This is a genomic window from Brevibacillus parabrevis, assembly GCF_022701015.1.
Lineage (GTDB): Bacteria > Bacillota > Bacilli > Brevibacillales > Brevibacillaceae > Brevibacillus > Brevibacillus parabrevis.
This window is the reverse complement of the sequence record NZ_CP064090.1, coordinates 1,317,666-1,344,264: the sequence shown is the minus strand read 5'-3', so window position 1 is coordinate 1,344,264 and position 26,599 is coordinate 1,317,666. Positions and strand designations below refer to the sequence as shown.

23 protein-coding genes are annotated in these 26,599 nt (G+C 52.6%); 8 read left to right on the top strand and 15 right to left on the bottom strand.

What is annotated here, in order from left to right; all coding sequences use genetic code 11:
* Positions 1-21: 21 nt before the first annotated feature.
* On the bottom strand, positions 22-546 hold the full coding sequence (locus IRJ17_RS06420) for a YwgA family protein (protein ID WP_063228939.1): 525 nt from the start codon (positions 544-546) through the stop codon (positions 22-24).
* Positions 539-1,834: an HD domain-containing protein gene (locus IRJ17_RS06415; RefSeq protein ID WP_173599043.1), complete on the bottom strand. Its 1,296-nt coding sequence runs from the start codon at positions 1,832-1,834 to the stop codon at positions 539-541. Before IRJ17_RS06415 ends, IRJ17_RS06420 begins: the two co-directional genes overlap by 8 nt.
* A gap of 208 nt (positions 1,835-2,042) precedes the next feature.
* Between IRJ17_RS06415 and IRJ17_RS06410 the strand changes: the two genes are divergently transcribed.
* The gene (locus tag IRJ17_RS06410) at positions 2,043-2,903 is read left to right on the top strand and encodes a CPBP family intramembrane glutamic endopeptidase (RefSeq protein WP_173599044.1); all 861 of its coding nucleotides are present in this window, start codon (positions 2,043-2,045) and stop codon (positions 2,901-2,903) included.
* 107 nt (positions 2,904-3,010) lie between these two features.
* Here the strand turns inward: IRJ17_RS06410 and IRJ17_RS06405 are convergent, their stop codons facing one another.
* From IRJ17_RS06405 to IRJ17_RS06375, 7 genes are all read right to left on the bottom strand, one after another.
* Positions 3,011-6,121, bottom strand: a complete 3,111-nt coding sequence (locus IRJ17_RS06405) for an efflux RND transporter permease subunit (protein ID WP_173596347.1) — start codon at positions 6,119-6,121, stop codon at positions 3,011-3,013.
* Positions 6,118-7,350, bottom strand: coding sequence for an efflux RND transporter periplasmic adaptor subunit (locus tag IRJ17_RS06400; protein ID WP_173596346.1), 1,233 nt, complete (start codon positions 7,348-7,350; stop codon positions 6,118-6,120). The genes IRJ17_RS06405 and IRJ17_RS06400 overlap by 4 nt, the downstream gene beginning before the upstream one ends.
* Before the next feature lie 42 nt (positions 7,351-7,392).
* The gene (locus tag IRJ17_RS06395) at positions 7,393-8,019 is read right to left on the bottom strand and encodes a TetR/AcrR family transcriptional regulator (protein WP_063228934.1); all 627 of its coding nucleotides are present in this window, start codon (positions 8,017-8,019) and stop codon (positions 7,393-7,395) included.
* A 221-nt stretch (positions 8,020-8,240) separates the two neighbouring features.
* Positions 8,241-8,966: a polymer-forming cytoskeletal protein gene (locus IRJ17_RS06390; RefSeq protein ID WP_229049764.1), complete on the bottom strand. Its 726-nt coding sequence runs from the start codon at positions 8,964-8,966 to the stop codon at positions 8,241-8,243.
* Between the two features lie 20 nt (positions 8,967-8,986).
* Positions 8,987-9,607, bottom strand: coding sequence for a YhbD family protein (locus IRJ17_RS06385; protein ID WP_242773836.1), 621 nt, complete (start codon positions 9,605-9,607; stop codon positions 8,987-8,989).
* A 183-nt stretch (positions 9,608-9,790) separates the two neighbouring features.
* Positions 9,791-10,726 (bottom strand): RluA family pseudouridine synthase, encoded by a 936-nt coding sequence (locus IRJ17_RS06380; protein WP_242773834.1) that lies wholly within the window; start codon positions 10,724-10,726, stop codon positions 9,791-9,793.
* Positions 10,727-10,874: 148 nt separating this feature from the next.
* On the bottom strand, positions 10,875-11,987 hold the full coding sequence (locus IRJ17_RS06375) for an aminopeptidase (protein WP_173599048.1): 1,113 nt from the start codon (positions 11,985-11,987) through the stop codon (positions 10,875-10,877).
* Between the two features lie 724 nt (positions 11,988-12,711).
* Here IRJ17_RS06375 and IRJ17_RS06370 point away from each other — a divergent pair.
* Both IRJ17_RS06370 and IRJ17_RS06365 read left to right on the top strand, forming a co-directional pair.
* Entirely contained in the window at positions 12,712-13,950 is a 1,239-nt protein-coding gene (locus IRJ17_RS06370; protein WP_122962544.1) for an MDR family MFS transporter, read from the top strand.
* A gap of 66 nt (positions 13,951-14,016) precedes the next feature.
* A complete protein-coding gene (locus IRJ17_RS06365; protein WP_122962543.1) occupies positions 14,017-14,667 on the top strand; it encodes a DUF1643 domain-containing protein in 651 nt (216 codons plus the stop codon).
* A 72-nt stretch (positions 14,668-14,739) separates the two neighbouring features.
* Here IRJ17_RS06365 and IRJ17_RS06360 read toward each other — a convergent pair whose 3' ends face one another.
* Both IRJ17_RS06360 and IRJ17_RS06355 read right to left on the bottom strand, forming a co-directional pair.
* Positions 14,740-17,442 (bottom strand): DUF4855 domain-containing protein, encoded by a 2,703-nt coding sequence (locus IRJ17_RS06360; protein ID WP_242773832.1) that lies wholly within the window; start codon positions 17,440-17,442, stop codon positions 14,740-14,742.
* Between the two features lie 46 nt (positions 17,443-17,488).
* A complete protein-coding gene (locus IRJ17_RS06355) occupies positions 17,489-18,646 on the bottom strand; it encodes a THUMP domain-containing class I SAM-dependent RNA methyltransferase (protein WP_122962541.1) in 1,158 nt (385 codons plus the stop codon).
* Positions 18,647-18,844: 198 nt separating this feature from the next.
* On the opposite strand from IRJ17_RS06355, the gene IRJ17_RS06350 reads away from it, so the two are divergent.
* Positions 18,845-19,654 carry an Fpg/Nei family DNA glycosylase gene (locus IRJ17_RS06350; RefSeq protein WP_173599052.1) on the top strand — a complete coding sequence of 270 codons (810 nt, stop codon included), beginning with the start codon at positions 18,845-18,847 and terminating at the stop codon, positions 19,652-19,654.
* A 33-nt stretch (positions 19,655-19,687) separates the two neighbouring features.
* On the opposite strand, the gene IRJ17_RS06345 is transcribed toward IRJ17_RS06350, so the two are convergent.
* On the bottom strand, positions 19,688-20,587 hold the full coding sequence (locus IRJ17_RS06345; RefSeq protein ID WP_173599053.1) for a GNAT family N-acetyltransferase: 900 nt from the start codon (positions 20,585-20,587) through the stop codon (positions 19,688-19,690).
* A gap of 149 nt (positions 20,588-20,736) precedes the next feature.
* On the opposite strand from IRJ17_RS06345, the gene IRJ17_RS06340 reads away from it, so the two are divergent.
* Positions 20,737-21,180, top strand: a complete 444-nt coding sequence (locus IRJ17_RS06340; protein WP_173596339.1) for a 2Fe-2S iron-sulfur cluster-binding protein — start codon at positions 20,737-20,739, stop codon at positions 21,178-21,180.
* 18 nt (positions 21,181-21,198) lie between these two features.
* Positions 21,199-21,840, top strand: a complete 642-nt coding sequence (locus IRJ17_RS06335) for a thiamine diphosphokinase (protein ID WP_242773815.1) — start codon at positions 21,199-21,201, stop codon at positions 21,838-21,840.
* Between the two features lie 62 nt (positions 21,841-21,902).
* On the opposite strand, the gene IRJ17_RS06330 is transcribed toward IRJ17_RS06335, so the two are convergent.
* Positions 21,903-22,592 carry a uracil-DNA glycosylase gene (locus IRJ17_RS06330; protein ID WP_122962536.1) on the bottom strand — a complete coding sequence of 230 codons (690 nt, stop codon included), beginning with the start codon at positions 22,590-22,592 and terminating at the stop codon, positions 21,903-21,905.
* Positions 22,593-22,819: 227 nt separating this feature from the next.
* Here IRJ17_RS06330 and IRJ17_RS06325 point away from each other — a divergent pair, with 227 nt between their 5' ends.
* Together IRJ17_RS06325 and IRJ17_RS06320 are read left to right on the top strand one after the other, a co-directional pair.
* Complete coding sequence (locus IRJ17_RS06325) at positions 22,820-23,335, top strand: stalk domain-containing protein (protein ID WP_122962535.1); 516 nt, start codon at positions 22,820-22,822, stop codon at positions 23,333-23,335.
* Between the two features lie 163 nt (positions 23,336-23,498).
* Positions 23,499-23,828, top strand: coding sequence for an antibiotic biosynthesis monooxygenase family protein (locus tag IRJ17_RS06320; protein WP_122962534.1), 330 nt, complete (start codon positions 23,499-23,501; stop codon positions 23,826-23,828).
* 61 nt (positions 23,829-23,889) lie between these two features.
* On the opposite strand, the gene IRJ17_RS06315 is transcribed toward IRJ17_RS06320, so the two are convergent.
* Positions 23,890-25,344: a sigma-54 interaction domain-containing protein gene (locus tag IRJ17_RS06315; protein ID WP_242773813.1), complete on the bottom strand. Its 1,455-nt coding sequence runs from the start codon at positions 25,342-25,344 to the stop codon at positions 23,890-23,892.
* Between the two features lie 27 nt (positions 25,345-25,371).
* Positions 25,372-26,583, bottom strand: a complete 1,212-nt coding sequence (locus IRJ17_RS06310; RefSeq protein ID WP_242773803.1) for a trans-sulfuration enzyme family protein — start codon at positions 26,581-26,583, stop codon at positions 25,372-25,374.
* Between the last annotated feature and the right edge of the window lie 16 nt (positions 26,584-26,599).

Here is a 26,599-nt window from a genome sequence, read left to right as displayed (position 1 = left end):
GTTTATGCAAAACATTTTACATCAGTTCAATTCCGTGCCGTCTCCGTGCATCAAAGAACGCAGTTCCTCGATAAAAGCCTGTCCCTTCCGGATTTCTTCCTCGGAATAGCGCTGTTTGCTCTTAAAAGTAAAAATTTTGCCCTTCATTTCTTCGTAGGGCAAATGGTTGAAGTACAAGATAGTGGATACCAGTTCAAGAAAACGGGAGTTCTCTTCGTTCATGCGCAAGATGGCTCGCTCTCCCAAGCCAAAGTCGACCTCGTGAAACCGGAGGAAATCTCGCCCCGTTTCGTTAAGCGAGTAGCGGTACATGTGAATGGCGCCCTTGCTCTCCACCTGCTCATCCAGAAGCCCCATGTTGCACAACTCATCTACCCTGAGTGTCAGCTCTTCCGAATACGGACCGTACATGTGAAACTCGTAGCGCTCATCGAAATCCATCTCCAGATGTTTTCCTATGTACACCATTTTCTGCAATTTTTTTCGCCCGCTCACTTCGCCGACAATTTCGATCAGACGAATGATCTTGGCGTGACGATTAAGCATCCTCCATCACTCCCAGACGTTCTCGAATCTTCCGGGATAGCTCCCCCGGCAAAGCCATGACTTTATCCAATGGAAAGTACAATTTGTAGTCAAATCGGCGCTTTCCGCTAATGGCCTGTACAATCTCAGACTTCTGCGACAGTTCTACCAGCTCGCCGGAAGGCATCTGGAGCATGATCGGAATCCGCTCCTCTTCTTCTCCGGCACGGTAAAAATCATACGGAAGATCGGAGGTCGTGTCTACCTCCAAATAATACATCGGGTCGATCCCTGCCTCAATGAACTGTTCTTTCAGTTCTGCCAGCAAGCGAAAATCTCTTGGATTATATTCGACGTATTTGAAGAGATTCCTGTCCAAAAAACGGGCGCACAAATCTTTCAAAATAGTGTCTTCTTCCTTGCGCCAAAGCTGCATGTAGAACAAAATCACCGATTCATCCAGCGCCAAATAATCGGCCACCTCCACCTTTTCCGTCAAAAAAGGAAGCAGCATGACAGGCTCCTGGGAAAACTTGTACCCTGTGGCAAACAGCCATTTGGCCCGCTGGAAAATTTTGCAAAGCACAACTTCCGCGCTGCGCGTCACCGGATGGAAATATACTTGCCAATACATTTGGTAGCGCGACATGATGTAGTCCTCAACCGCGTGCATGCCGCTGAACTTGAAAACAATGCCGTCCTCCTGCGGTCGCATGACTCGCAAAATGCGCTCGATCTCAAAGTTTCCGTAATTCACACCCGTGTAGTAGGCATCTCGCAGCAAATAGTCCATGCGATCTGCGTCCAGCTGGCTGGAAATGAGGCTGACAATCAGCTTGTTGTCGTACGTTTTGTTGATCACTTCTGCCAGCTTTTTCGGAAACTCCTCATCGAAACGGCGCAAAATCCGGTTGATTTGCGTATCGCCGAGCAAGATTGCCCGCGTCCAGTCCTCGTGGTGGTACTTGAACACCTTTTCAAAGGAATGCGAAAACGGCCCATGTCCGACATCGTGGAGCAAAGCAGCACACAAGCAGAGCAGCTTTTCCTCGTACGTCAGTTGAATCCGGCCTTCAAACGTCTCCAAAATTCGCCGCATCAGCTCGTACACGCCAAGCGAATGGTTAAACCGGCTGTGCTCTCCACCGTGAAAGGTAAAAAAGCTGGTGCCCAGTTGCTTGACCCGGCGCAGACGTTGAAATTCTGGCGAGTTGATCAAGTCCCATATGAATTTGTCCCGCACATGGACATAGCGGTGGACAGGGTCTTTGAATACCTTTTCTTCATGAAGAAGCTGGGGCTGTTGCATCCTGGACACTCCCTTCCTGTTTGCGTTCTCTCTCTATATTTCTCTGCGTACAGTATCGTCTCACTCTATCATATCACACGTCTGGACGTGTTTCTTGTCACAAGCAAACTCTTAAAAGAATCTGAAGAATGTGCCTTTAGTATAGACCAATCATTGGATAAATAGGAGGATTAAAGAAAATAATCTTGAACAATGTGAGGGTCGCAACATGATGAAAAACGCTTTTCGCTTGATGTCCGCCAATCCGTTACCTGGCAGTTTGCTGCTGATTGTACTTTTGCTGCCGTTGATCGTCTCCTGGGGGCAATTCATCGAGTCAGGCTTTTGGCAAGAAACCGTATCCGTAACGCTCCTGTTCTGGCCAAAATCAGCGTGGAAGCTGGCTGTTCCACTCCCTGGCTGGTTTATTTTTGCTGTCTTTACGCTCGTATACACGCTGAGCATGATTCGTCTGGCACAAAAACGCAGCCTGGTCGAAGCGTTTCTGTTCATTCTGGCCGGATTTTTGCTGGCAAAAGCGGGCGGTGCGACATTTCAGGCAATCAGCGGTTGGTCGAAACTACAGCCAATCGGCTCACAGGAGCTGGCAGGCAAAGCAAACCTGCTCGTGTTTGCCACCTGGCACAATCCTCTGTGGGAAGAGCTGGTCTTTCGCGGCATCCCGTTGCTGTTGCTCGCCCTCCTCTATTCCCGAAAAGAGTGGCCCGGGTATGCCAAATGGCTTTACCTCATCGTTCCGTCGCTCCTGTTCGCTTGTTATCACGTGCCCGGGCATGGACTCGGCACCCTGTTTGAATCTTTTCTGATCGGAGTCCTTTGGGCCTTTGCCGCCTTGCGCTGGGGGTTAGGCGCGCCGATCGTCCTGCACATTTTTGCAGATGCCATGCTAGTCCCGACGTTGCCACTGATGAAAAACATGCCGTTGCATGAAATTCCCTGGCTAGTAGAGTACGGCTGGCTGTTCCAGTCGCTTTCCGCTCTTTGCGCACTCTTGCTGGCCGTGTCGATTCCAATGCTTTTGTTCAGCGGTTGGCGCAGAGCGAAAAGGACACAGGCATCTGAGCTATAACCGATGCCCTCCTGCCCCGCTTGCTTTTGCTTTTGCACGCTTCATAAAAAAAGCAGCGGCACGCTCTTCGCCCAATCGCGCGAGAGACTGCCGCTGCTGTTATTTCCTTACATCATTTCTGCCTCCGGACCGTACAAGTCCGGACGTTTTGCCGCTTTTTTCGCCTGCTTTTTCAATTTGCGCTGAGTCAATACCGTGTAGAAGGACGGCACGACAATCAGTGTCAAAAGCGTTGAGAACAACAGGCCGGAAATAATCGTCACCGCGAGCGGCTTGAACAGGACGTCACCGGAAATAGCCAGTGGCATGAGGCCAGCTACGGCGGTAAACGAGGTCAACAAAATCGGTCTCAATCGTGCCTCGCCTGCTGAAATGACCGCTTGCTTCAACTCTACCCCCGCGTGGCGCGCCTCTTCGATGAACTCGATGAACACGATGCCGTTGCGCACGACGATTCCCGACAGCGAAATCACGCCCATCATCGTCATGAAGCCGAGCGGCGTTTGCGTCACGAACAATCCAATCAGACTGCCTGCGACCGCCAAGTAGACGGTACTCATCACCAGCACCGGAATCGTCAGCGAGTAAAACTGCATCGCAATCAAAATCAGGATCAGGAATACTACGATAATGGAGAGTTTGCCCATATCGATAAAGATGTCCGTCTGCTCGGAAGTTTCTCCGCCGATGTCGATGCGATAGCCTTCTGGCAAAGACATGCTGTTGAGCAAAGGCTGGATTTCCGTCATCACTTCTGTAGCCGTGCGATTTTTCACATCGGCCGAGATCGTAACGCTGCGCGACAAATCGCGGTGCGGGATCGCCTGTGTGCTGAACGTAGGCTTAACTTCTGCAAGCTGCGACAGCGGAATCAGCTCGCCGCGCGCATTGGCGATGCTGAGTCGTTGGAACAACAGCGCCGGGTCTTCGTTGCCTTTTTGCAGGAACATCTTGATGTCGACAAGCTCATCGCCCGTGTCAAACTCGCTGACGGTAATGCCTTCGCTGACCAGTCGCAGCGTCGTGGACAAATCGGTGTAATTGACCAATTTTTGCTCCATTAGCTCTTTGTTGACGACAAATTCGAGCGTGTAGCGCTCTACGCCGAAATTATCCTGCACGTCAAAAGTTCCGGAAATCCCCGCGACCTTGTCTTTGATTTGCGCAGACAGGGAACGGAGCGTTTCAATATCTTCGCCGTAGACGCGGATGACTACCGGCTTGCCGACAGGCGGCCCCGCCTCTAACTGCTTAGGCAAGACAGTCGCTTCCGGGTACAGCTTCTTGAACTCTTCTGTCCAAGGCTCCAATATGGTTTCAACTTTCGTTTCTTTCTCATTGAAATGCACGACGAGCTGACCGACAGTGATACCGCTTCCCGCATCGGTATCTCCACCAAACATCTTCGGTGCGCTGCTCCCGGCATAGGAAGCGACAGATTCAATGCCATGCTGCTTCATAGCCCAATCGGATACGCCGCGCACGACTCGGTCTGTCTCTTCCAGACTGCTTCCCACTGGCATGCGAATATCGACCAAAAATTGCGGACGGTCATCGTTCGGGAACAACTGGACAGGCGTAAGCGGAACCAAACCGTAAGCAGCCGTCCCGATCAAAACGCCAATCATCCCGGCCATAAGCGGACGCTTGAGAATTTTGGGCATCAGCTTGCCGGCGTACCAGCCTGTCAGCTGTGTCAGTTGCTTGCCCAACAGTCCAGCCGGTTTGCGGTATCCTTCGACACCTGATTTTCGCCGCGTCTCGTACCACTGACGGAAAATCGGGATAATGGTCAAAGACATCACCATGGACGCGAGCATCGTCAATGAAATAATCGCGGGTACAGGGCGAATGAATTGACCTGCGTTCCCATTCAAAAACATCAGCGGAGCAAAGGAAGCAATCGTCGCCAAAGTCGCCGTTACGATGGAAATGGACACTTCCTTGGCGCCGTTGACCGCTGCTGCCAGCGGCTTTTCGCCCAACACGGACAGGCGGCGTTCGATGTTGTCATTGACCACCACAGCATCATCGACCAAAATCCCGAGCACGATGATGAGTGAGACAATCGAAATCATGTTCATCGTGATTCCCAGCGACGGCAGGAACAAAAGCCCTACTGCCAGCGAGATCGGGATCGCCAATGCCACGACGAACGAAGTGATCAGATTCAGTCCCAATGTGCAGACCAGCAAGACGGCAATCACGGCGATAATCATTTCCCGGGTAAGATCGCTGAACAGCTCATCTACGCGCTCATTTTGGCTGTAGATCGAATGTCTTTCCGCCCCAGCCGGAAGTGATTTGTCCAAAGTTAGCATCATTTCGTCCACGCGCTTTTGCAGCGATGGCACGTCGCTTCCTGTCTCCGCGTTGATGCTTACGGAGATAGACGGCTTGCCGTTGTAGTAAGACGTCGTTTTGACCGTCTCTGTCGTCATTTTGGCCTGGCCGATGTCCTTCAAATAAATCGGAAAGCCTTCCGGTGTGCGGGCAATCAATACTTTGTTCAGCTCATCGACATTTGCATTTTCGGCCAGTTTCAACTGATACGTACGTTTGTCTGTGGTCAAATCGCCGAGCGGAATTTTTTCATTTTCCTGTTTGACGGCCATCATTACCTGGCCCCACGTAATTCCGAACTGGCTGAGCTTTTGCGTATCGACCTCGATGCGAACCTCTTGCTTCGGCAAGCCTTCCACCTGGACATCTGCCACGTTCGGAATGGTCCGCAGTTGTTCTTTCCACGATTTGAACATGTCACGCATGCTGTACAGCTGCTCCTGCGTATCCGCTGTAACGGCAAACGTCTGGACAAATGTGCGATTCAAGTCGTCGTTGATGATCGGCTGTTTGGCGTCCGCCGGAAGATCCGCCTCAGCGTCCTTTACCTTTTTGCGCAGCTCATCCCATTTTTGCTTCGGGTCAACGTCGCTTTTCGCTTCCACGATGATAAAAGAAACGCCAAGCGAAGAAGTCGAGGATACGTAGTTCAAGCCTTGAAGCTCGTTGATTTTTTCTTCCAGCTTTTTGGTGACGGTCTGCTCCACCTTTTCCGGCGAAGCTCCCGGGTAAATCGTCGTCACTGTAGCAAGATTGACGATAATATCAGGTGACTCTTGCTTGGGAAGCTGGAAAAAGCTGAGGAAGCCAACCAGCACCACCATAATGAAAAACAGCAGGGTGATCTTGCGCTTCGCAACGATGTACTTGATCACGGCTGCTTCCCTCCTGTCGCCTCAATCGGGTCTCCATCAAACAAACGGTCGACACCTTTGACGATCAGTTGGTCCCCCTCTTTCAGCCCGCTCTTGATTTCCAGTTTGTCGCTTGCAATCTGTCCGATTTCCACTTTTGTTTTCAGTGCCTTCCCAGCAGCATCGACAAACACATGGGCGTCGTCTTTTCCTCTGCTGATGACTGACTCTACCGGAACATAGATGCCGACCTGTCCTTTGATCGTCTTGGTCGCCTTCACCACTTGCCCGGCAAACCAGTCATGCGCAGGGTTGGCAATTTGCACTTCTACACCGATTGTTCCCGTGCTCTGATTCGTAGCGGGGAAAATTTTCGTGACTTTGCCATCCCGTTTCTGGTCGTACAAGTCCAGCGAAACGACCTCGCCTTCCTTCCAGGTAGCTATCTCGCGGTCTGGTACGGGCAGCACGACTTTTAACGTATCGATATTGCCCACTTTATAAACCGGGGTGCCGGAGCCGACCAGGTTTCCGGCGGAAGTGAACTTGGCGATGATCGTTCCATTGATCGGGGAACGAAGCTGTGTTTTGGCCAGTGTGCTGGCGGCTGCTTCCTTGGCAATCACAGCCTGGTTGTATGTAGCGCGGCTCAGTTCCTTGTCTTCCGAACGAGCGCCCTGTGTGACCAGCGAGTACGCCTGCTGGGCATTTTGCAAATCTTTTTGCGCGATCGTCAGTCCGTTTTGAGCCGTCTCAAACTCGCTTTGCGAGATTGCTTTTTGCTGATAGAGCTGTTCAATCCGCTTGAAATCATCCTGCATTTTTTGCAAGGCGACCGTTGCTTTTTCCACCAGCAAGCGCGCCTGAGTCACTTCCTGCTCTCTGGCTCCGTTGTTCACTTTGCTCAAAGTGGCCGCGCTCTGTTGTACCGCTGCGTTGGAGGAAGCTACCTGGAGCGAATAATCCTGGGCATTTACGCGGGCCAACACCTCTCCGGCCTTGACCTTGTCGCCTTCGTTTCTGGCCATCTCGACAAGCCGCCCGCCTACCTCAAAAGAAACGACCGCTTCTTCCAAAGGCTCCAATGTTCCGGACAGCTCGGTCACGGTTACTGCTTGCTCCTTTTTGACAGCCGCCACTACGACTTGTTTGACTTCCTTTTCCGGTGCTGCCGCAGGCTGCTGCTCACTGCATGCCGTCGTTGCGAGCAATCCAATCATCATTACAGATACAAGCCATTTTCTCATCATGACTTCCCCCGCTCCTATGTACCATCACACGATTTTGTATGTTTAGACCCTTCTGATTCCTTGCAGCAAAATTTCTGACGCATGTTCATACAATTGCTCTTCGTCGTCGATGATGGGCACATCGAGACCGACCCGATATTTAGCCATGAACGCATAAAAGAACGTCGAGATGAACATCAAGGCTGCCGTGCACGGATCAGACTTGGGCAAATGTCCCTGCTCCTGAAACTCGGTGAGCTTGTTGCCAAGCACTTCCACAGCCGTCATCGGCAGGCTGCTGAACAGCTTGACGACCTCCGGGTGATTATCCGCTTCGACGATGCAAATCATCAATATTTCTTTTCGCTCCACCAGCAAATGATAGTACGTCCTGGCATAAGTAATGAGCATCTCCTTGACGTTGGCAAACTCGCCCTGCAAGCCTTGCTCCAGTTGCTCCCGCACTTCGAGAATGTCTTTAAGAAGCTCCTCCAGTATCGCCACCTTTGTTTTGAAATGGCGAAAAATCGTCACTTCGTTGACTCCGGCCAACTCAGAAATTTTGCGGGTCGTTGCTCCTTTATAACCTTTTTGCGCCATTAACTGGCGGGCGGCAGACAAAATCCGTTCTCGTGTCTCTTGCTCTTCACCCCTCCCTCCAGAAACGTATTCGATATGGGGCTGATCCATAACGCACCTCCAAAGCCATGCAAGCAATTGCTTTCATTTTCCTATTTTTCCACGCACATTATATCCCGATCATGCATGCATGTAAATACTTGCATGCGCTGTTTGAAAAACAATTTGCTGCCGCATCATCCAAACAAAAAACAAGCTCTCCGCAAGCTTGTTTTTTTGGGGGAAAAACGTCCCGACGCATTCCGGGAAAGTGGGGGTGGCCGCTTCCGGCATTACCGTTTTACATGCTGTTTCACCAGAGAGCCTGGATCGAGACGAAAGTCTTCGGAGCTCTCGACCAGATCGATTTCGCAGCCCGGCCCGATCTCCACATTTTTTCCGCGAACGACCTTGGCACGCGTGTACTCCAAATAAATCTCGTCGCCTTCCACACTATCTACAGACAAGGCGAGCGCACTGTTAAAAATGTGTTTCAACAGCTTGTTGAGCGTACTGCTCCCTGCCTTGCGAACCTCGATGTACTCCCCGCCCATTTCTTTGGCCTCACAGCCGCCGTGCAAGTGAACTTCAATTCGTCCGGCATTCAGCAAGCCTCCGACTGTAAAAGCGCCTTTTGCGGAAAATACCTCCGCTTCGCAGTCACCTGTCGTCTTCAGCATCCCGCGCACTTTCACTTCTTCTCCCGTCATGCTGCCGTGGATTTTCGTGTTTCCATCGACCTTGAGCCTGGTAAAAGCCAAGTCTCCATTCACGTCGAGCTGACCGTATACTTCGATCGTGTCCAGCTCAGCCTTGCCGCTGATCGACGCGTTTCCCTCCACCTTTGCCGAAGCTCCCCGGACATTCCCTGTAATGCTGAGATGCCCTGCACAATGCAGTGTCTCGCACTCCACATCCCCTTTGATTTTGCCAAAGCCTTGGACATCCACTTTGTTATATACGCCACCCGATGCATTCACGGAACCGTGAATGACGAGATCCGGTTTGTTTTCGTTCATCGTCTTCATCCCCTATTCTGCTACATTTTTGCTTTCAACTCTTCGATACATGCAGCCAAATTCAGTCGGGACACGATTTTCACGCCGCTGTCAAAGTGTACCTCTGTAGCACCAGGCACCAGCACAAACGTCGAAATCCCCATTTTTCGCACAAAAATCAATTCGCAAGGCTTGCCCTCAAAGCTCGGATAGTGATCGCACAGCACTTGCAAAAGCCCGCCGCTCTCATCCAGACTCATTTCGCCTGTAATCAGCAGCCGATTCAGCACGTAGACGTATAACACTTGTTCAAAAGAGAACACTTCCGGCTTGCCCTGATACTTCGTATACAACTCCAATGTGTTAGCAGAAACAATGTTTCGCTCCACTAGCTCGTCATAACTGAGCTTCGTCCCCGCCAAATGAGGGGAGAACATGTCTGCCAGCTCATCCAAAGACAGATCGTCTTTCATGTGAACGATTTTGGCGATCCTGGACATGATCTGCTCACGCGGGAAAAAAGTTTCCTGCCCCGTAAAAGTGGCGCGCCGGATGAACCAGTCCTCTGGAATCAGGTTTTTCCGTTTCCAGCGGTACAGTTGCCCGTACGATATTCCTGTCAGCTCCAGCAGCTCCTTTTTCGAGATGAGATTAGGGTCCATGTGAAGCACCTCCAAAATCAATGTAACATAACACTGTTACGTTATTCAACTGCCTATTCTTCTGTACGACAAAAAAACCGGCAGGGCGAGTCCTGCCAGCTTCGTTTTCACCCATGTTCCAACTTGCTTTTGCGCTTTGCCGTTTGAATGCCATCGACAACTGCCAGGAGATACAGCAGCTCGCTAGACAAATTCCGCCTGAATCAGTCGCTTCATATCTGCGGGCACTGGCGCTTCCACAACCAGCTCTTTTTCGAGCAAGGGATGGAAAAAGCGCAGGCTTGCCGCGTGCAGAGCCTGTCTTCGCAACAGTCCTCTCGCTCCGCCGTACATCGTGTCGCCTGCCAGCGGGTGACCGAGGTGGGCAAAATGAACCCGGATCTGATGCGTTCGCCCTGTCTCCAGCCAGACCCGGACAAGCGTCATCCCCTCAGACGCCTGCTTGACTTCGTAATGGGTAACCGCATGGTCTCCGTCATTCGTCACGCGCCGTTTGCTCGGGTGGCGCGGATCGCGGCCAATGGGCGCGTCAATCGTCCCAGTTTTCTGCGGCAGTTGCCCGCTAACCACCGCCAAGTATTCGCGCTGCAAGCCCCCTTCGCGCAGCACCCGATCAGCCAGCTGGTGACCGTAGCTGCTTTTTGCCACCAGAATCGCTCCAGATGTGTCTTTATCCAAACGGTGCACCGGATGAATGCTCGCACTCTCCCCGTTTTTCGCAAACCGCTCAACCAGCGAATGCAACAATGTTTCGGTATGCTCCGGCTTGGTTGGGTGCACCAGCAAACCCGCGGGTTTGTTGGCAATCAACAAATGATCGTCTTCATACAAAATTTCGACCGGAACTACGTGGCTGGCAGGTGGCAACGGCGGTGCAGAAAGCTGCGAGGACCGCTCTGCCTGCTCCTGCCGATCGACTACGCGAACAGCGACCACATCCCCGACCTTCACCTGACGCTGCAAAAAGGGCTGTTTACGGTTGAGCAAAATCCCCTTGCTTCTCGTCAGCCGTTGCATCATTCGTCCCGATACGCTCAGTTTTTGCCGGACTATTTGTTCGACGTTCATTCCGCTGTCTTCTTCTTTGACGATGTATTCCATCCAGTCTTTGCGACTCACGGCTAATCCCTCTGTTCCATGCTTTTTTTCCTATTGTAACAAAAGGACGCCCGCCGCGCCCCATTCCCCTCCTCCCTGCTGACGGCGACTCCAAATCCGCGCATAAAAAAACCACCATGCGATTGCACGATGGTTTTCCCGCTCGCTGTTAGCCTTTCAAATTTTCCGGGTTGAGCCCTTGCAGCTCTGGCAGGACAAACAGGCCGTCTTTGCGGATCAGAACGTCGTCAAACCAGATTTCGCCGCCGCCGTACTCAGGACGCTGGATGTTCACCATATCCCAGTGAATTTGGCTGCGGTTGCCGTTATCCGCATTTTCGTAGGCACGGCCAGGCGTGAAGTGGAAGCTGCCCGCAATCTTCTCGTCGAACAAAATGTCGTTCATCGGATTCAAAATGTACGGATGCACCCCGATCGCGAACTCGCCGATATACCGCGCGCCTTCATCGGTGTCAAAAATTTGGTTGAGCTTCTCCGTGTTGTTGGAGATCGCCTCGACGATTTTCCCGTTCTCGAATGTCAGGCTCACATTTTCAAACTTCGTGCCCATATAGCTTGTGGCAGTGTTGAATGTGATTTTGCCGTTTACAGAATCGCGCACAGGCGCCGTGAAGATTTCACCGTCCGGGATGTTGCGCAGTCCGGAGCAAATGACGTTCGGGATATCCTTGATGGAGAAGCGCAAGTCCGTTCCCGGTCCGACCAGGCGTACCTTGTCCGTGCGATCCATCAATTCCTTCAGTGGGAGAAACGCTTCGTGCATCTTTTTATAGTCAAGGGAGCACACATCGAAATAAAAATCCTCGAAAGCTTCCGTCGACATATTGGCGCTTTGGGCCATCGCTGTCGTCGGGTAGTTGAGCAGCGTCCAGCGAACGTTCGTTACGAGGTAATCGTTCAACTCTTGCATGACGCTTTGGTGGGCACGGCGGCGCTCAACCGGAACATCTGCCATTTCGCTGTCATTGGACGGGCCATTGATCACGATGTACGTATCGAGATCTTTGAACATCGGCTCTTCCCATTTTGCCAAATGAGCGGCACGGTCCGCACTTGCTCCCATCATCAGCTCGCGCTGGATTTGCGGGTCCAATACCCGGACAAACGGATAGGCTCCCTTGGCGTACGCTTGCTTGACCAGTTCTTTGGCCAAAGCGTGCCCCTCGCCGCGCACTTCAATCAACAGCGTCTCCTTCTCCTCCAATCGCACGGAATGGCTGAGCAAGTTCTCCGCCAGCTTGACAATTCGAGTATCCAACATGCAATCTCCCCCTTATCGCGATTCCTATAAAAAATATTTTACTGAATGGGCGAAACTTTTTCAATTACGCGCCGACTTCGTTTTCAGCTTCGTGCTTATCATATCATCGGAACAGCTCAAGCGGGTCAAAAAACGACCCGTTTGGTACAATTCCAAAAAAAGCGAAAATTTCTCTTGCCTAAAATCATTTTCGTAGAGTATCCTAGTCAACAAGAGTTTACCTGTTCAAATATTTTGAAAGACGGGAGTTGAGTTCATGGTGTCTTATGTAGTTTTTCTCGCTTAGGTGGGGCCTTTTGATAAGAGGCCGCTGCCTCTTACCGACCCTACCTATCGTTAGAAACTGCAGGATGCCTGAACCGCTTCCGTCTTTTTCCCGATCAGATTGGCGGGTGCCGATATATGGTGCGAGCCTTTGGTTTTTTGTACCCTTCTTTACAGGTGCAAAGCCTATTTGGTTCCCCGGTTTTTCGGCTTACCTACCACCCTGTATCGTTCGATCAAGCGCAAGCGGAAAAGAGCACTGGCTCTGGCTCCGTTTGCGCTTTTTGTTGTGGAAAACATCCTATCCCTCGCTGTTCGTACGTGTGTGCCAAGTCGTGAAAAAGCCGTGCATCGGGAGGTTTAGCCAAAAAGAGCAGCCGCTTTTCTTTTTCGGAAAAAAAGCGCGGTCACGGCACCTGCCTGCAATTTGAACGGAACAATGAATGGAGGAATTTGTGTCATGCAATGGCGTGCGTGGGATTTGAACTTGAAAGTCCGCCTGTTTGGCGAACTGATCACTCATACTTTTTTCTGGATGTACTTTCCGTTTATGGCTTTGTACTTCAGTGACACATTCGGCAAAGACGTAGCCGGGCTGCTGTTGATGGTGCCCCCGCTGCTCGGGATGCTGTCCAATCTGTTCGGCGGCTATTTGGCTGACCGCGTCGGGCGGCGATTTACCATGCTGCTCTCCATCTTTGCCTCGACGTCGATGTTTGCCCTGTTTGCCTTCTCGCCTTCGCCTTGGGTGGACTACATCGCTTTTATCGGCATCGGGATTGCAGGCGCGCTTTACTGGCCCGCCAGCTCTGCCATGGTTGCCGACCTGACGACAGAAGAAAACAGGCGAATTGTCTTCGCCACCTTTTACACAGCCATGAACATCGGGGTAGTAGCCGGCCCTGTCCTCGGCTCCTTCTTTTTCGTGCATTACCGTCATGAGCTGCTGCTCGCCTGTACGGTCATCGAGCTGCTGTTCGGGCTCGCGATCTTTTTCCTGATCAAAGAGACGCTGCCTGATCACATTCGCCAGGAAAAAGCCAAGGAACGCTTCTCGCTGGCCCAGCAATTCAAAAGCTACGCGGTCATTTTCCGGGATAAAGTCTTTGCCCTGTACATCGGTGCCGGGATTTTGGTCGCCATCTCCTTTATGCAGCTCGACATGTACATGGCGCTGTACATCAAAGAACACGTCTTTGACCAAACGCTGTTTGCCTGGAAAGACTGGAAGCTGACTGTCGGCGGCACGAGCGCTTTTGGCTGGCTGATGGGGTTAAACGGTCTGCTCGTCGTCCTGTTCACACTGCCAGTCACACGCTGGTTCGCACACTGGAGCGACCGCAACAGTCTCGTTGTCTCCTCGATCCTGTACGGCTTCGGCATGTTTTTCATGGCGTTTACAACAAACATCTGGCTCTTGTTCGTCTGTATGGGCGTGCTCACCTTGGGAGAGCTGATCCGCACCCCGGTGGCACAAAGCTTCATCAGCAAATATTCGCCGGAGGACGCGCGCGGACAGTACATGGGCGCTTCTTCGCTCCAATTTTCGATCGGGCGCTTTATTGCCCCGATTACAATCGGACTGTCACAATGGCTCTCGCCACTCAGCGTGTTCAGCGTGATTTTAGCGTTTACGTTGGTCAGTGCCTACTTGTACGTCGTCCTGTTCCGCATGATCCCGTCCAAAGAGACGAACTAGCCGTAATAGAAGCCCCTCTCTCGCATATAGTGATTAGTAGAAACGCTTTGCGAGGAGGGAGCAAGCATGAATCAGCCTAAGCCTAAGGCATTCGCCACTTTCCGGGAAGAGCGCGGCCGAAACTACCGCACTTCGACTTATATTCAATGGGGGCCCGCCTCCGTCACCCGCTCGCTGGGCAGTGCTCTGTTGCTCAATCCGGGGTCGGCGGCTCTTTTCCAGGCAAGGCCCGCCGCTGGCCGAAGCATCATGGGCCAGGTCACTCTCGACCCGACCATGCAGCAGTTGGTTCGCTTTACGGAAGCGATTTACCAGAACCGCCCGCTGGAAGGGAGATTTTATATATTCAACTTGTTTTCCTTGCAAAACCCGTCCGCTTCTGACGCTATCGCCTGCTTCGAGCAGCTCGTGGAGAATGGCGAAACTACACTGGAAGCACAGCTCGCTTCCAGAGAAGAACTGCGAAAGCAGCCGTGGATCATGCTCGGATGGGGTTGCTTGCAAAGAAAATCGCGGCCTCATTTTTCCGCACTAAAAGCCATGTGGCAAAAGCAAATCGCCTCGGCCAGCGTGCCTGCTTTTGGGAAACGCTGTTCCAACGGCCAGGACTACTATCATCCGTGTCCGAGGCTGCATGCCATGAAAGAGCCGCTATTGCGCGACCTGGTTGCGCTCTACCAGCAAAATGTACATACTTTGCCTTCCTCTTTCGTGTAGCAAGCTTTGCCTTATGGAAAAAGAGTCTGTCTCCCGTTCTCACAGGGAAACAGACTCTTTTTTTCTGGACGGCTATGGCAACTCGTTGGCTTCAAAATACTCTTCCCGGTCAAAACGTCCGCGCATCCACTTGTACGTGTCATCATAGATGGCGCGCTTGACTGGGTCTGTGCTTTTTACGGAATCAAGCAATGTTTTGGAGCCGTAGTAATAGGCGTGGATGTTGTTTTTGTCCATCCCCAGCTTGTGGGCAGCGACGAGCTGGTTGTAGTAGGTCTGATAAAATTTCGGATCGTTGTACATTTTCCGATCCCCTTCGATCTCTACGCCCATGCCATACTTGTTGACCACATCCAGCACGCTTTCGATCCGGTCGAGCGGCACTGGTTTGTCACTGTAGAAATTCGGCTGCAAAAATGCGTAGTCGAAAGCCAGCGACTTCCACTCTGCCACGCCTGGCGCCCCGAAGTAAGGAATCCAGTAGAAGCGCAGAGCTTCGTTGTGAACCATGCTCGCCATGTCGCGAATAAGCGCGCGCTCTTTTGGAGCACTATCCTCGATCAACTCGTGGAACCAGTAGATGCCCTCCAGCTTCAAGTAAGCGTAGCCTTCCTTATTCCAGCGCTTTTGCAGCTCCTGGAAGTACCATTCCAACGCCGCTTTGCGGTTCAAATACGCCTGTTCTTCCCCGATGCCCACAGGATTGAACGAAAGCGACGGCTTGTTGTCGGCGATTTTGCCAAAGTCCTTTTGATTCGCGTTCGGATACGGCAGGGCGAGCACGACGTTTTCCTGGGTCGGCGTCGTGTACAGCGTGCCGCGCAGGCGATTGTACTCCCGCATCGCCTGGTTCAGTGCGTCGAGCTGCTTGCCTGTGCCGAACAGGTCGTTCATATAGCCGCGCCATCCGTCTTTCGTGACAGGCATGTCCTGATACGGCAGGAAAAGGATCGTGTCGAACATCTGGTCACGCATGTAGCCGTCAGCCGTACGATAACCTACCATTGGCAGAAAATCTTCCTTCGTCCACGTTCCAAGCTCTCCGTATCCCCCGGAATAAGCGAGCAGCATGTTTTCTACACGGCGTCTTGTGTTTTGTTCGCCTGTTCCTTTTGCCGGGCTTGGCGGTGGCAACAGGACCGCTCCCCCTTGCCAATCGCTTGCGCCACTCGCCCATACTTCCAGTTGGCGGGCAAAAACGAACACGGATACCGGGAACGATACCCGGACATAACGCGCGTTCACATCAGGCAAGCTCACGGACAGCGTGCGCAAGACAAGCTGAGTTTCCGCAGCAGGCACGTCGTGGACAGCCCTTCCGGCGTACGACCACGCTTTGCCGTCACGGGATACTTCTACTTCCATGTATTCCGGCATCAAGATGCCAGATGTTTTTTGCTGTTTGAATGTCAAAGATACGCGTTCCAACGGCTTTGCTTCCTGAAGCGCGACCGTCACCTTGCGGCCGAACTGGCGATTGTACCCTGTCCACTCTTCGGAAGGGGCGACCAATCCGCCTACAGGCCCCGGATATTGCTTTTCCACCTGCTGAAAATACGAGTCTGGCGTTCCGAAAGTAGCTACAGATGTGAAGCTGCCCGGAGCGACATTGACGAGGTCGTCCTGCTCAGCCGGCTTGTCGGCTGCCTCCTCTTCTCCCGTTGACTGTGCTGCATCGGCACCAGTCGCTGGCGAAGTCGTCTCTGTAGATGCAGATGTTTTCGGATCGGTTGTTGCATCCTTGCCCTCTTCTGTTTTCGCGCTGTTGCTGTCTGCCACAGAAGTCGCAGGCTCCGTTCCTTTTGGCTGCTCTTCTGTTGTGACAGGCGGCTTGCCTGCGTCCTTGATCTCTATCGGAACGGTTACGGTCTTATAGCCGACTGTTACCGTCAGATTCCCTTTTCCGGGAGTCGGCCCGGCAACGAATGTTCCATCTGCCAGTACCGTGCCCAGCTCAGGGCGGTCAAAAGCAAAGATCGGAGTAAAGGGCAGCTTGTCTCCTTTTGCCTGCTTGACCTCCAACTGCTCGCTCGTCCCCGCCAGCAAGCTCAGTTGGCTCTTGCCCAGCGTGAAATCAACCTGCTCAGCCTGCTGATAGCGCGCATCGAGCACGCGCTCCGCAATGACTGCCGCCTCCGCACGCGTAACAGTGCCAGCAGGATTGAACTTGCCTTGTGCCCCTTGCATCCAGCGTTGATTGCTTACTTCCTCGACTGCCGCCTTGGCGTAGTCGGCGATCTGGGCGGCGTCGCTGTACACGATATTTTGCGACGCGGCTTTGGGGAGGCCGCTGACCTTCATCAGTCTCGCCAAAATTACGGCCAGGTCTTGCCGGGTCAACGGGTCAGCTCCGCCAAGCGTCTGATCGCTTCTGCCGTTGATCACGCCGAGGTCAGCGAGTCCGTAAACAAATGAGGCATACGGACTTTCTTTTGGCACGTCGGCAAAAACAGCCTGCTCCATCTCCGCTGGCTGAAGGCCCACCACTTTTGTCAGCAATACGGCGATATCTTGGCGCGACATCGTATTTTGCGGATAAAAGCGCCCGTCTCCCTGCCCGTTGATCAGCTGCAGCCCTGCCAGTCGCGTGACGGCTTTTTTCGCATAGCTGTTGCCCAAATCGGTAAATTCCACAGTTTCTTGCGCTGTTTTCCCAGGCTGTGCCGCCTGCTCCGGCTCGCTTTTCGCATACAGCGGCGGAACAGCCTGCACGAGCAAGGTCGACAGCAACAAACAGGCGGAGAGCACTTTGCTCCCGAATTTTCTCTTTCTCATTACAACGTTCTCCTCCAATATGCCCCTTTTACACGGCTTGCTCTGTCTACTCTGTCGGGGAAATCATCGGCTGGCGCGGCGGCTTGGGGCCAAAGAACTGATAGTAGTCCACCTTGATGTTTCCGTTGTAGAGTTTGCGTTTTTTGCTCGCCTTGCGCCCGAAGTGCTCCTCAAACAGCTCATCGGAAGTGATGACGTAAAAAGACCATGTATCCATGGCGGCAAAAGTTTTCCCCATTTCCCCGTACATCTTGCTGACCTGTTTCCACTCTCCCAAGCGCTCCCCGTACGGCGGATTGCAAATCAGATAGCCGTATTTCCGCTTCGTCCGTACATCGCGAACATCCATGCGCTGAAAATGGATCGATTCATCCACGCCCGCCTCTGCTGCATTGCGGCGTGCCACCTTCAAGATCTCATCGTCCATGTCGGTGCCGATAATCTCCAGCTTCTGATCGTATCTGGCCAAATCATGCGTCTCAGCGCGCGCCTCTCTCCAGGCTGTTTTCGGAATGATCGGCCACGCTTCCGAGACAAATTCCCGGTTCATTCCCGGCGCGATGTTTTGTCCGATGAGCGCTGCTTCGATCGGAATCGTCCCTGAGCCGCAAAACGGGTCCATGAAGACGCGATCCGGCTTCCAGCGAGACAGCATGATCATCGCCGCCGCCATCGTTTCCTTCAACGGGGCTGTACCGATCAATTCGCGATAGCCACGCTTGTGCAAACCCGGGCCTGATGTGTCGATAGTCAGCGTCGCCACGTCTTTGAGCAGAGCCACTTCGATTTTGTACAGCGGCCCTTTTTCCTCAAACCACTCGCACTTGTACGTCTTTTTCAGACTTTCCACGACCGCTTTTTTCACGATAGCCTGGCAGTCGGGAACACTGAACAAAGTCGATTTGACTGACTTTCCTTCTACGGGAAACGTTGCATCCTCCGTGATCCAATCCGCCCATGGCAAAGCTTTTGTTTGTTCAAACAGCTCGTCAAATGTAGTCGCCTTGAACTCCCCGATTTTTAGACGCACCCGGTCGGCAGTTCGTAACCACAAATTTGTGCGGGGAATCGCAGAAATGTCTGCGGAAAACGTCACCTTCCCGTTTTCTACCTGAACCGGGCCATAGCCGAGCGCTTTTACTTCCTCTGCTACTACCGATTCCAATCCAAAAGTCGCCGTAGCGATCAATTCTACTTTTTGCATATGTAATCTCCTGTCCGTCCATATTGCTTTGGGGCTTACCCTTATACTATATTACCCGATTTGGCAATATCGTTGGTAATCTTGTGCAAAAACAATACGAAAAGACCCGTCGCCATAAAAACAACGGGCTGGGCATGCCAGCTATCCGATCTGGAAATCATAATAGAATGCAGCTTTATAGAGAAAGGAGAAATCGTCATGCCGGAATTGCCTGAAATGGAAACGTACCGCAGGCTGCTCCATGAGCAAATCTGCGGTGCGGTCATCACCTCAACAGCCGTCCAGCGGGAAAAAACCATCAATCTGCCCCCGGCACAGTTCGGACAGCTTTTGCAAAACAATCGCCTGACGCTTATCGAGCGGCGCGGCAAGCACCTCTTGTTTCACTTGCAAAGCGGCCACGTCCTGCTGCTTCACCTGATGCTGGGCGGTTTTCTCTACTTGGGTACAGCCGAGGACAAGCTCGCTCGGACTGCCCAGGTAACTGTCTTTTTGGGAGAACGAGTGCTGTATTTTCACGGATTGCGGCTCGGTTACTTGCACCTGCTCACTCCCGATCAGATCGACGAAAAGCTGGCCCCGCTCGGCCCAGAACCGCTCAACCCGGAGTTCACGCTGACCCACTTTGAAAAGCTGCTGGAAGAAAAGCGCGGAGTTTTAAAAACAGCCATGGTCGACCAACACTGGATCGCAGGCATCGGTAACTGCTATTCCGACGAAATTTGCTTTCACGCGCGCATACTGCCTACGCGCCGCATCCCCGAACTGACTGCGCCAGAGCGAGCCACTCTCTATCATTCCATGCAGGAAGTGCTTGCAGAAGCGATTCGTTTTGGCGGTTACATGAAACAGCCGTTGTATCGCACCGACGAGTTGACAGGCGGGTTCGACGAGCGTTGCCAAGTGTACGATCGCGGCGGAGAGCCATGCCTGCGTTGCGGACAGCCTATCGTAAAAGACGAGCTATCCTCGCGAAAAGTTTTTTTCTGCACTCATTGCCAGCAATAAGCCAATCAGCGATTGCGGAATCCGATCAAGCTGTTATTCTTGCGCCGTCTCCATCTGCTTGACCATGTACACCTGCTCGGTTTCCGATGGCCCGAAGCCTGCTGACTCCAAAATTTCCAGCAGCAAGCCTTCAGAGGCGCGCAAGTTGAAGGTCGACCACTTGCAGTCCGATGCGTATGGCGCGTACACGTGGGCGAGAGCGGCGCTCAAAATGTTGCGGGCATCGCTGTGGCCCGGCTGAGCCACACATTGGCGCAAAACGACGTTGCTCACTTGTCCCGCTTCATTTACCATGCTTTTGTACAAGGCGTACCCGACCGCCTGCCCCGCTCCGTCTTCGACCATTACTGCCTGTGCGTCCCGCAAGCTTTGCCATTGATTTTGCCAGGCGACATCTCCGTCGTAGAACGGCAGCGCAGTCACTTCCTGAGTGACAATCGGCCTGATCCGATACTCTGGCTTGGTCGCCCCACCGAATGCATGCTCAGGCAGCGGGCCGATTCGTTGCCAGAACAAGAGGCGGTCAACCACCTCGTACCCTTTTTGCTCATACAGGGCTATCGCCTTGCTGTTTTGGCTCATCGCCTCCAAGGTAGCCACCTGCACGCCAGCTTCCTTGTACAGCTCAAGCGTCGCATCAATCAACTGCCGCCCCACTCCTTGACGGCGATATTCGGTAGCGACGCCTGTCCCGCCGTTCCAGGCGACTTTTTTCCCGCCGATCGTTCTCAGTCCGCTTGCCACCAGGCCAATCGGCTCTTCTCCATCAAACGCGACGACAGACAAGCCCATGACATACCCTTCGTTCCCCAAACGCTGCACCAGCATCTCTTCCGTCATCACAATCGAAACGAAATAACCTTCAAAACCTCTGTTCCAAGCTTTTGTCACCTCGGCAAACGTACAGTCGCTCATTCGCTTGATGGTAATCATGCCATCACCTTCCATGATTTTTTCGATAAAATTATTTTAATCGAAAATGCCTAAAAATTCAATCTTTTACACGCGACACAACATCTCTTTTTGTCACTCCCGCTTCGCACATGGTAAGATGGAAAAAATCACTTACCGGGGAGGTTCCTATGCGCAAACAGCTTACTGTCGGTTCTTTGATCGCCGGACGCTCTCCCGTACAGCAACCTGTCTACACTCCTGTTCACACCAACTTGCCTGAGTTGGGCAAACAAGCAGACAGCCGGGTTTTTGCCAAGCCAAACAAGCAAAACAGACCAATCCCGACGGCAAAAGCACGACACAAGCAGGTGCAGATCAAGCAAAACTCTCGAACATTCACAATCGGGCAAGCTCCCTGTCAGACGCTGCTGCAAGCCGCACAGACGCAGGGACAATCGCTCTCTTACAAATGCCAGCAAGGGTATTGCGGAAAATGCAGCGTCCTGGTCGTATCAGGCAACGACTTGCTCACCGCTCCGACCCGGCAGGAACACGAGAAGCTGGACAAAAAGCTCGCGGCAGGCTATCGGCTCGCTTGTCAAAGTGCATTTCGCTCTCCTATTTCAGAGTAAAAGGTGGCCACTGACTGCATGAACACTACACGCATCCTACTTTTCGCAGGCGGAAATCTGGGTGACTGGGCCATCCGTTACATACGCGAAGGCGACTGGCTCGTAGGCGTGGATCGCGGCGCGCTGTTTCTCGTTCGCAACGGCCTGTCGCCACGCTTGTCAATCGGCGACTTCGATTCGGTCACCGCAGAAGAGATGGCGGAAATCGAACGCCACAGTCTGGATGTCTCCGCTTGCGATCCCGTCATGAAAGATTTGACGGACACCGAAATGGCGCTGACCTGGGCCATCGGGCAAAAGCCCCGGGAAATTGTCTTGCTCGGAGTGCTCGGCTCCCGCTTCGACCACACTCTCGCCAATGTCCATCTGCTTGGCAAAAGCTTACAGACAGGAGTTTCCTGCCGCATTGTCGATGAACGCAATGAAATCCGCCTGATCAACAGCCACTGCCAGCTTTCGCAGGACCAATTTACCCACGTTTCCCTGCTGCCTTTGACGATGGAAGTCAGCGGAATTACGCTGCGCGGATTCATGTACCCGCTGGAAGACGCCACGCTGCGAATCGGCGACACGCTGGGCATCAGCAACATACTGGTAGAACAAACTGGGACGATTGATGTACGCACAGGCCAACTGCTCGTGATCAAAAGCAAAGACTGAGCCATAGCAAAAAGGATCTGCGCCGTTCGTTGCAAGCAAGCGGCACAGATCCTTTTTTCCATTTATTCTTCTTCCTCTACATGCATCGGCAATTGCCAATCGATCTCTTCCATTCCCTGCGAACGCAGAAACGCATTGGCTCGGGAAAACGGTCGGCTTCCGAAAAATCCGCGATTGGCCGAAAACGGACTTGGATGCGGCGAAGCGATGATGCAATGTTTCTTTTTGTCGATGAAGGCAGCCTTCTCTTGCGCGTGTTTTCCCCACAGGATGAACACAAGCGGCTTTTCGCGCTCATTCAGCAAATGAATGATTTGGTCGGTAAACGTCTCCCAGCCGATGCCTTTGTGCGAATTTGGATTGCTCGCCCGCACCGTCAGCACCGTGTTCAACATCATGACTCCCTGCTTGGCCCAATGGCTCAAGTAGCCATGCTCAGGAATGGCGCAATTCAAATCGCTTTGCAACTCTTTGTAAATATTCACGAGAGATGGCGGCGGTTTGATTCCCGGCTTGACCGAGAAGCTCAAGCCATGGGCTTGTCCCGGCCCGTGATAAGGGTCTTGTCCCAAAATTACTACTTTTGCCTGTTCGTAGCTGGTCAGATGAAGCGCTGTAAAAATGTGATACATATCCGGGTAAATGGTCTGTGTCTGATATTCTTCCTTCAAAGTCTGACGGAGCTTCAAGTAATACGGTTTCTCGAACTCCCCAGCCAATACGGGAGCCCAGTCATTTTGCAAAATAGCCATTTTCCTCACCTTATCCGCTAATCTTTCTATTACCTTACCACAAAGTGACCTTTCACTGAATCATCGTTTCAACCTGTTTGTCCGTCTGGGACCAGGCGCGGCTAGTCCTACCTTTTCTCCCATTCGTAGTCTATGTTTCCTATTACCCTCGTTTGATAGCTTTTCTCCCATGATCTTTGACATAATGTTTTCTGGGAAGATTTAGACAAAGGGAGAGGTTTTTCGACATGAAATGGGACTTGAAATCATTTTTTGGGGGAATTATCGTCGGCTCGGCACTCTTTTCCGGAATCGCAATCGCGGCTCCAGCTTATCCGGATGTGGCTGAAGGCACAAATACGCCTTTTACTTACTACTTCGAAGGCGTGCCAAAGTCTCCGAGCAGCGACGTCCAAGGTATCATGTACAAAAACTCTGTGTACGTACCGATTCGTTTCGTGGCAGAAAACTTGAACAAGCCAGTCATTTACGATGCCAAAACGAAATCGATTTTTATCGGTAAACTGCCAGTTGCCAAAATGTACTCGAAAATGGAAGCGGTTGAACTGGTCAAAAAGAAATATGCAGGCAGCCTTACACCTACACACGTAGTCGAATATGACCACGATGACGAAAAAGGGCACTATGTCATTCAAGTGTACCAAACTGTAGTAAACAATTTCCAGTCCGGAGACAGCTACACCAGCACGTACGGATGGTTCGTCGTGAACCCGAATACCGGAGAAGTGAAGTCGTTGCTGTAAGCATGCACTTATTCTTTTATATAAACAACGAAGGACAGCGGCCTGTAGGGGAGCCGCTGTCTTTTTGCTTTCCAGTAACTGGACAACTTTCGATTGACTTTGAAAATCACTCTCCATACGATGAGTAAAGACAGCAATCAATCAGTGGAAGGGTGTTTGGCTCATGATGGTCGAAATCAAAACATACGTGGTACAGGAAGGCTTCTCCGATGAAATCGTCAAAAGCTTCAGCGAACCAGGCGTGGTAGAAAAAGCTCCGGGCTTTGTGGACTTGAGCATTTTCGTGCAAAAGCCGCGCAAAGACGAAGAAGAAGTCGTAGTCATGATTCGCTGGGAGTCGAAAGAAGCTTGGAAACAGTGGGAATTGAGCGAGCCGCATCTCGAAGGACACCGCAAAGCGCGCGAGCAAAAGCGTCCCGAGTTCATCATCAACTCCAAGAGCGGCCATTACGAACTGAAAGCGATCAAACACCCGGAACAGCAGCAAGTCTAACTGCCTGCCCGACATAAACAAGCCTCGTTTCGCAGAAAACATCTCGAAACAGAGGCTTGTTTTATATATCAAGGTTGTACTTTTCCATCTTCCGGTACAAGGTAGAAAGACTGATTTGCAGCTCGCTGGCAATCGCCGCTTTGTCTTGACGGTACGCGCTGCTCGCCAAATATTTTTTCAGAACAGAGCGCTCATAATCAGCCAAAAGCTGTTCCAGCCCCGCCCCCGCCTCATCTGCTCGCCCCGGCTCTTCCTCCGCAAGCAAATATTCCGGCAAACTCTCATGGTCAATCAGCGATCCATCCGCCATGTTGACCATATATTCCACGGCGTTTTCCAATTGCCGGATGTTTCCCGGCCAATCGTATGCGGCAAGCCTGTGAACGAGCGAAGCGTCAAGCTCCAGCCTGCCCTTTTGCAAAAGTGTCCCGTACCGATGCAAAAAATGCTGCAAGTACAGCGGGATATCTTCCCGGCGCTCGCGCAACGGCTTCAGGCGAAGCGGGATGACATTCAGCCGATAGTATAAATCTTCGCGGAACGTCCCTTCCTTGACCATGCTCTCCAAATCTTTGTGAGTCGCCGCGATGACCCTGACGTCGATCTCCAGCGTCTTCACGCCTCCGACCCGCTCTACCGTTTTTTCCTGGAGAACACGCAAAAGCTTGGGCTGCAAAGACAGCGGGATATCCCCGACCTCGTCGAGGAAGATCGTGCCTTTGTGCGCCAGCTCGAATTTTCCCGGCTTTCCTTCGCGGCGAGAGCCTGTAAACGCTCCGCCCTCATAGCCGAACAGCTCGCTCTCCAGCAGCGTTTCGGGAATCGCCGCGCAATTGATTGCGACGAACGGCTGTCTGCTGCGCGGCCCCTCGCTGTGAATCGCTTTTGCCAGCAATTCTTTGCCCGTACCGCTCTCTCCGCGCAACAAAACAGTAGAGATGCTGCCCGCCACCTTCTTCGCCTTGGCGATCACGTCCCGCAAGCCTGTATCTGCCCCGATCAGTTGGGCGAAGTACACAGGCTTGACGACTGCCTGCGGCATTTCCTCCTGGATGTTGCAGCCTTTTTCCCGTTCGGCATCCAGTTCCAGCAGCTTGTGTTCGATCAGCGAACTCGTGTGCTGCAAAAACGGCATCCACTTTTCCGAGTGGTGCAGCATCTTTTCCTTTTGCTCAGGCGAAAAGCCGATGATGCCGATGACCCCGACCGTCTTTTCCCGCTTGTGTACCGGGAAGCCGATTGTTGCAAGCTCCCTGCATTGCTGCAAAAATTTGCAGTTCATGCACTGGGAGTCGTTCTTTTTCATGTCAAAAATCATGCCTGGCTGTCCAGTCTGCAAAATCATCCGGAAAAACGATCCTTCCGGCGCAGGCAGCCCGATCAAATCCGAATAGTAGCCTGTGCCGCTCACCCGAATCCCTTGTTCATCCAGAATGGTGACATCCAGCCCCAGCACCTTGGAAATATTGTCTGCGTATGATTGAATGAATTTCTCTATCCGGGAAAATTCGGTCATGGTCGATCCTCCTGCCTGTCACGTTCCTTACCCTCTCGCAGCAGCCTCCGCCACAGGGACGCAGCGTAGCGCCTGCTCCAGATCAGCAATGATGTCCGTCGCATCCTCCAGCCCGGTTGAAAGGCGAATCAAACCGTCTGTAATGTTGAACTTCAGACGATCCTCCACCGGAATGGAAGCATGAGTCATCGACGCGGGATGCTGCACGAGTGTTTCCGGGTCTCCTAAGCTAAACGATATCATAGCGAGACGCAGCGCGTTAATGAAAGATTTGGCGGCGTCATACCCTCCCTTGACCTCGAAGGAAACAATTCCGCCCATCCCCGCCATTTGCCGCTTCGCCAGCTCATGCTGCGGATGGGATTCCAGTCCAGGGTAGTAGACGTGCGCGATCGCCGGGTGCTTTTCCAAGTATTCCGCTACAGCTTGCGCATTTTGACAATGTTGGCGGACGCGCAGGCCCAACGTCTTCAATCCGCGCAAAATCAGGAAGGCGTCCCATGCGTTCAAGTTTTGCCCCAGATCGCCCATGATGTTTTTGCGCATGAACTGTATTTGCTCTTTGTTCGCGACAATAAATCCGGCGATAACGTCCCCATGCCCGTTCAAATATTTGGTCGCGCTATGGACAACCACATCGGCTCCCAGCTCCAACGGCCGCTGGAGATAAGGCGTCATGAACGTATTGTCGACAATCACGACGATGCCTCGTGCGTGCGCCAAACGGGACAATGCCGCGATATCGAGGACTGTCAGGCACGGGTTGGAAGGCGTCTCAATGTACAGCACGCGGGTGTTGGCCCGGAAAGCCCGCTCCACTGCCTGCAAATCGGTACAATCGACGAAATCGGTCGCAATGCCGTAACGCGGCGCCATTGTAGTAAGAAACTTGTAGCTGCCTCCGTATACATCCCGCGTACACACCACATGGTCGCCTTGCTGCAAAAAGGCAAGCAGCGCCCCGGAGATCGCTGCCATTCCGCTGGATACGCCCAAAGCGGCCTCCCCGTTTTCCAACGCTGCAATTTTTTGCTCCAACGTCTCGATCGTCGGATTGCCGTACCTGCCGTAATACGTTCCGCCCCGCTCCCCGGCCACGCAGGCAGCAGCGGAATCCGCATCGGGAAACGCATATGCGACCGCAGGCACGACAGCTGCCGTGACCGCCCCCGTTTTCGGGCAAGGCTCTTGAGCCGTATGAATAATAGCAGTGTCCAGCTTCCAGTTGTTCGTTTTCATCATTGTCTCTCCTTTT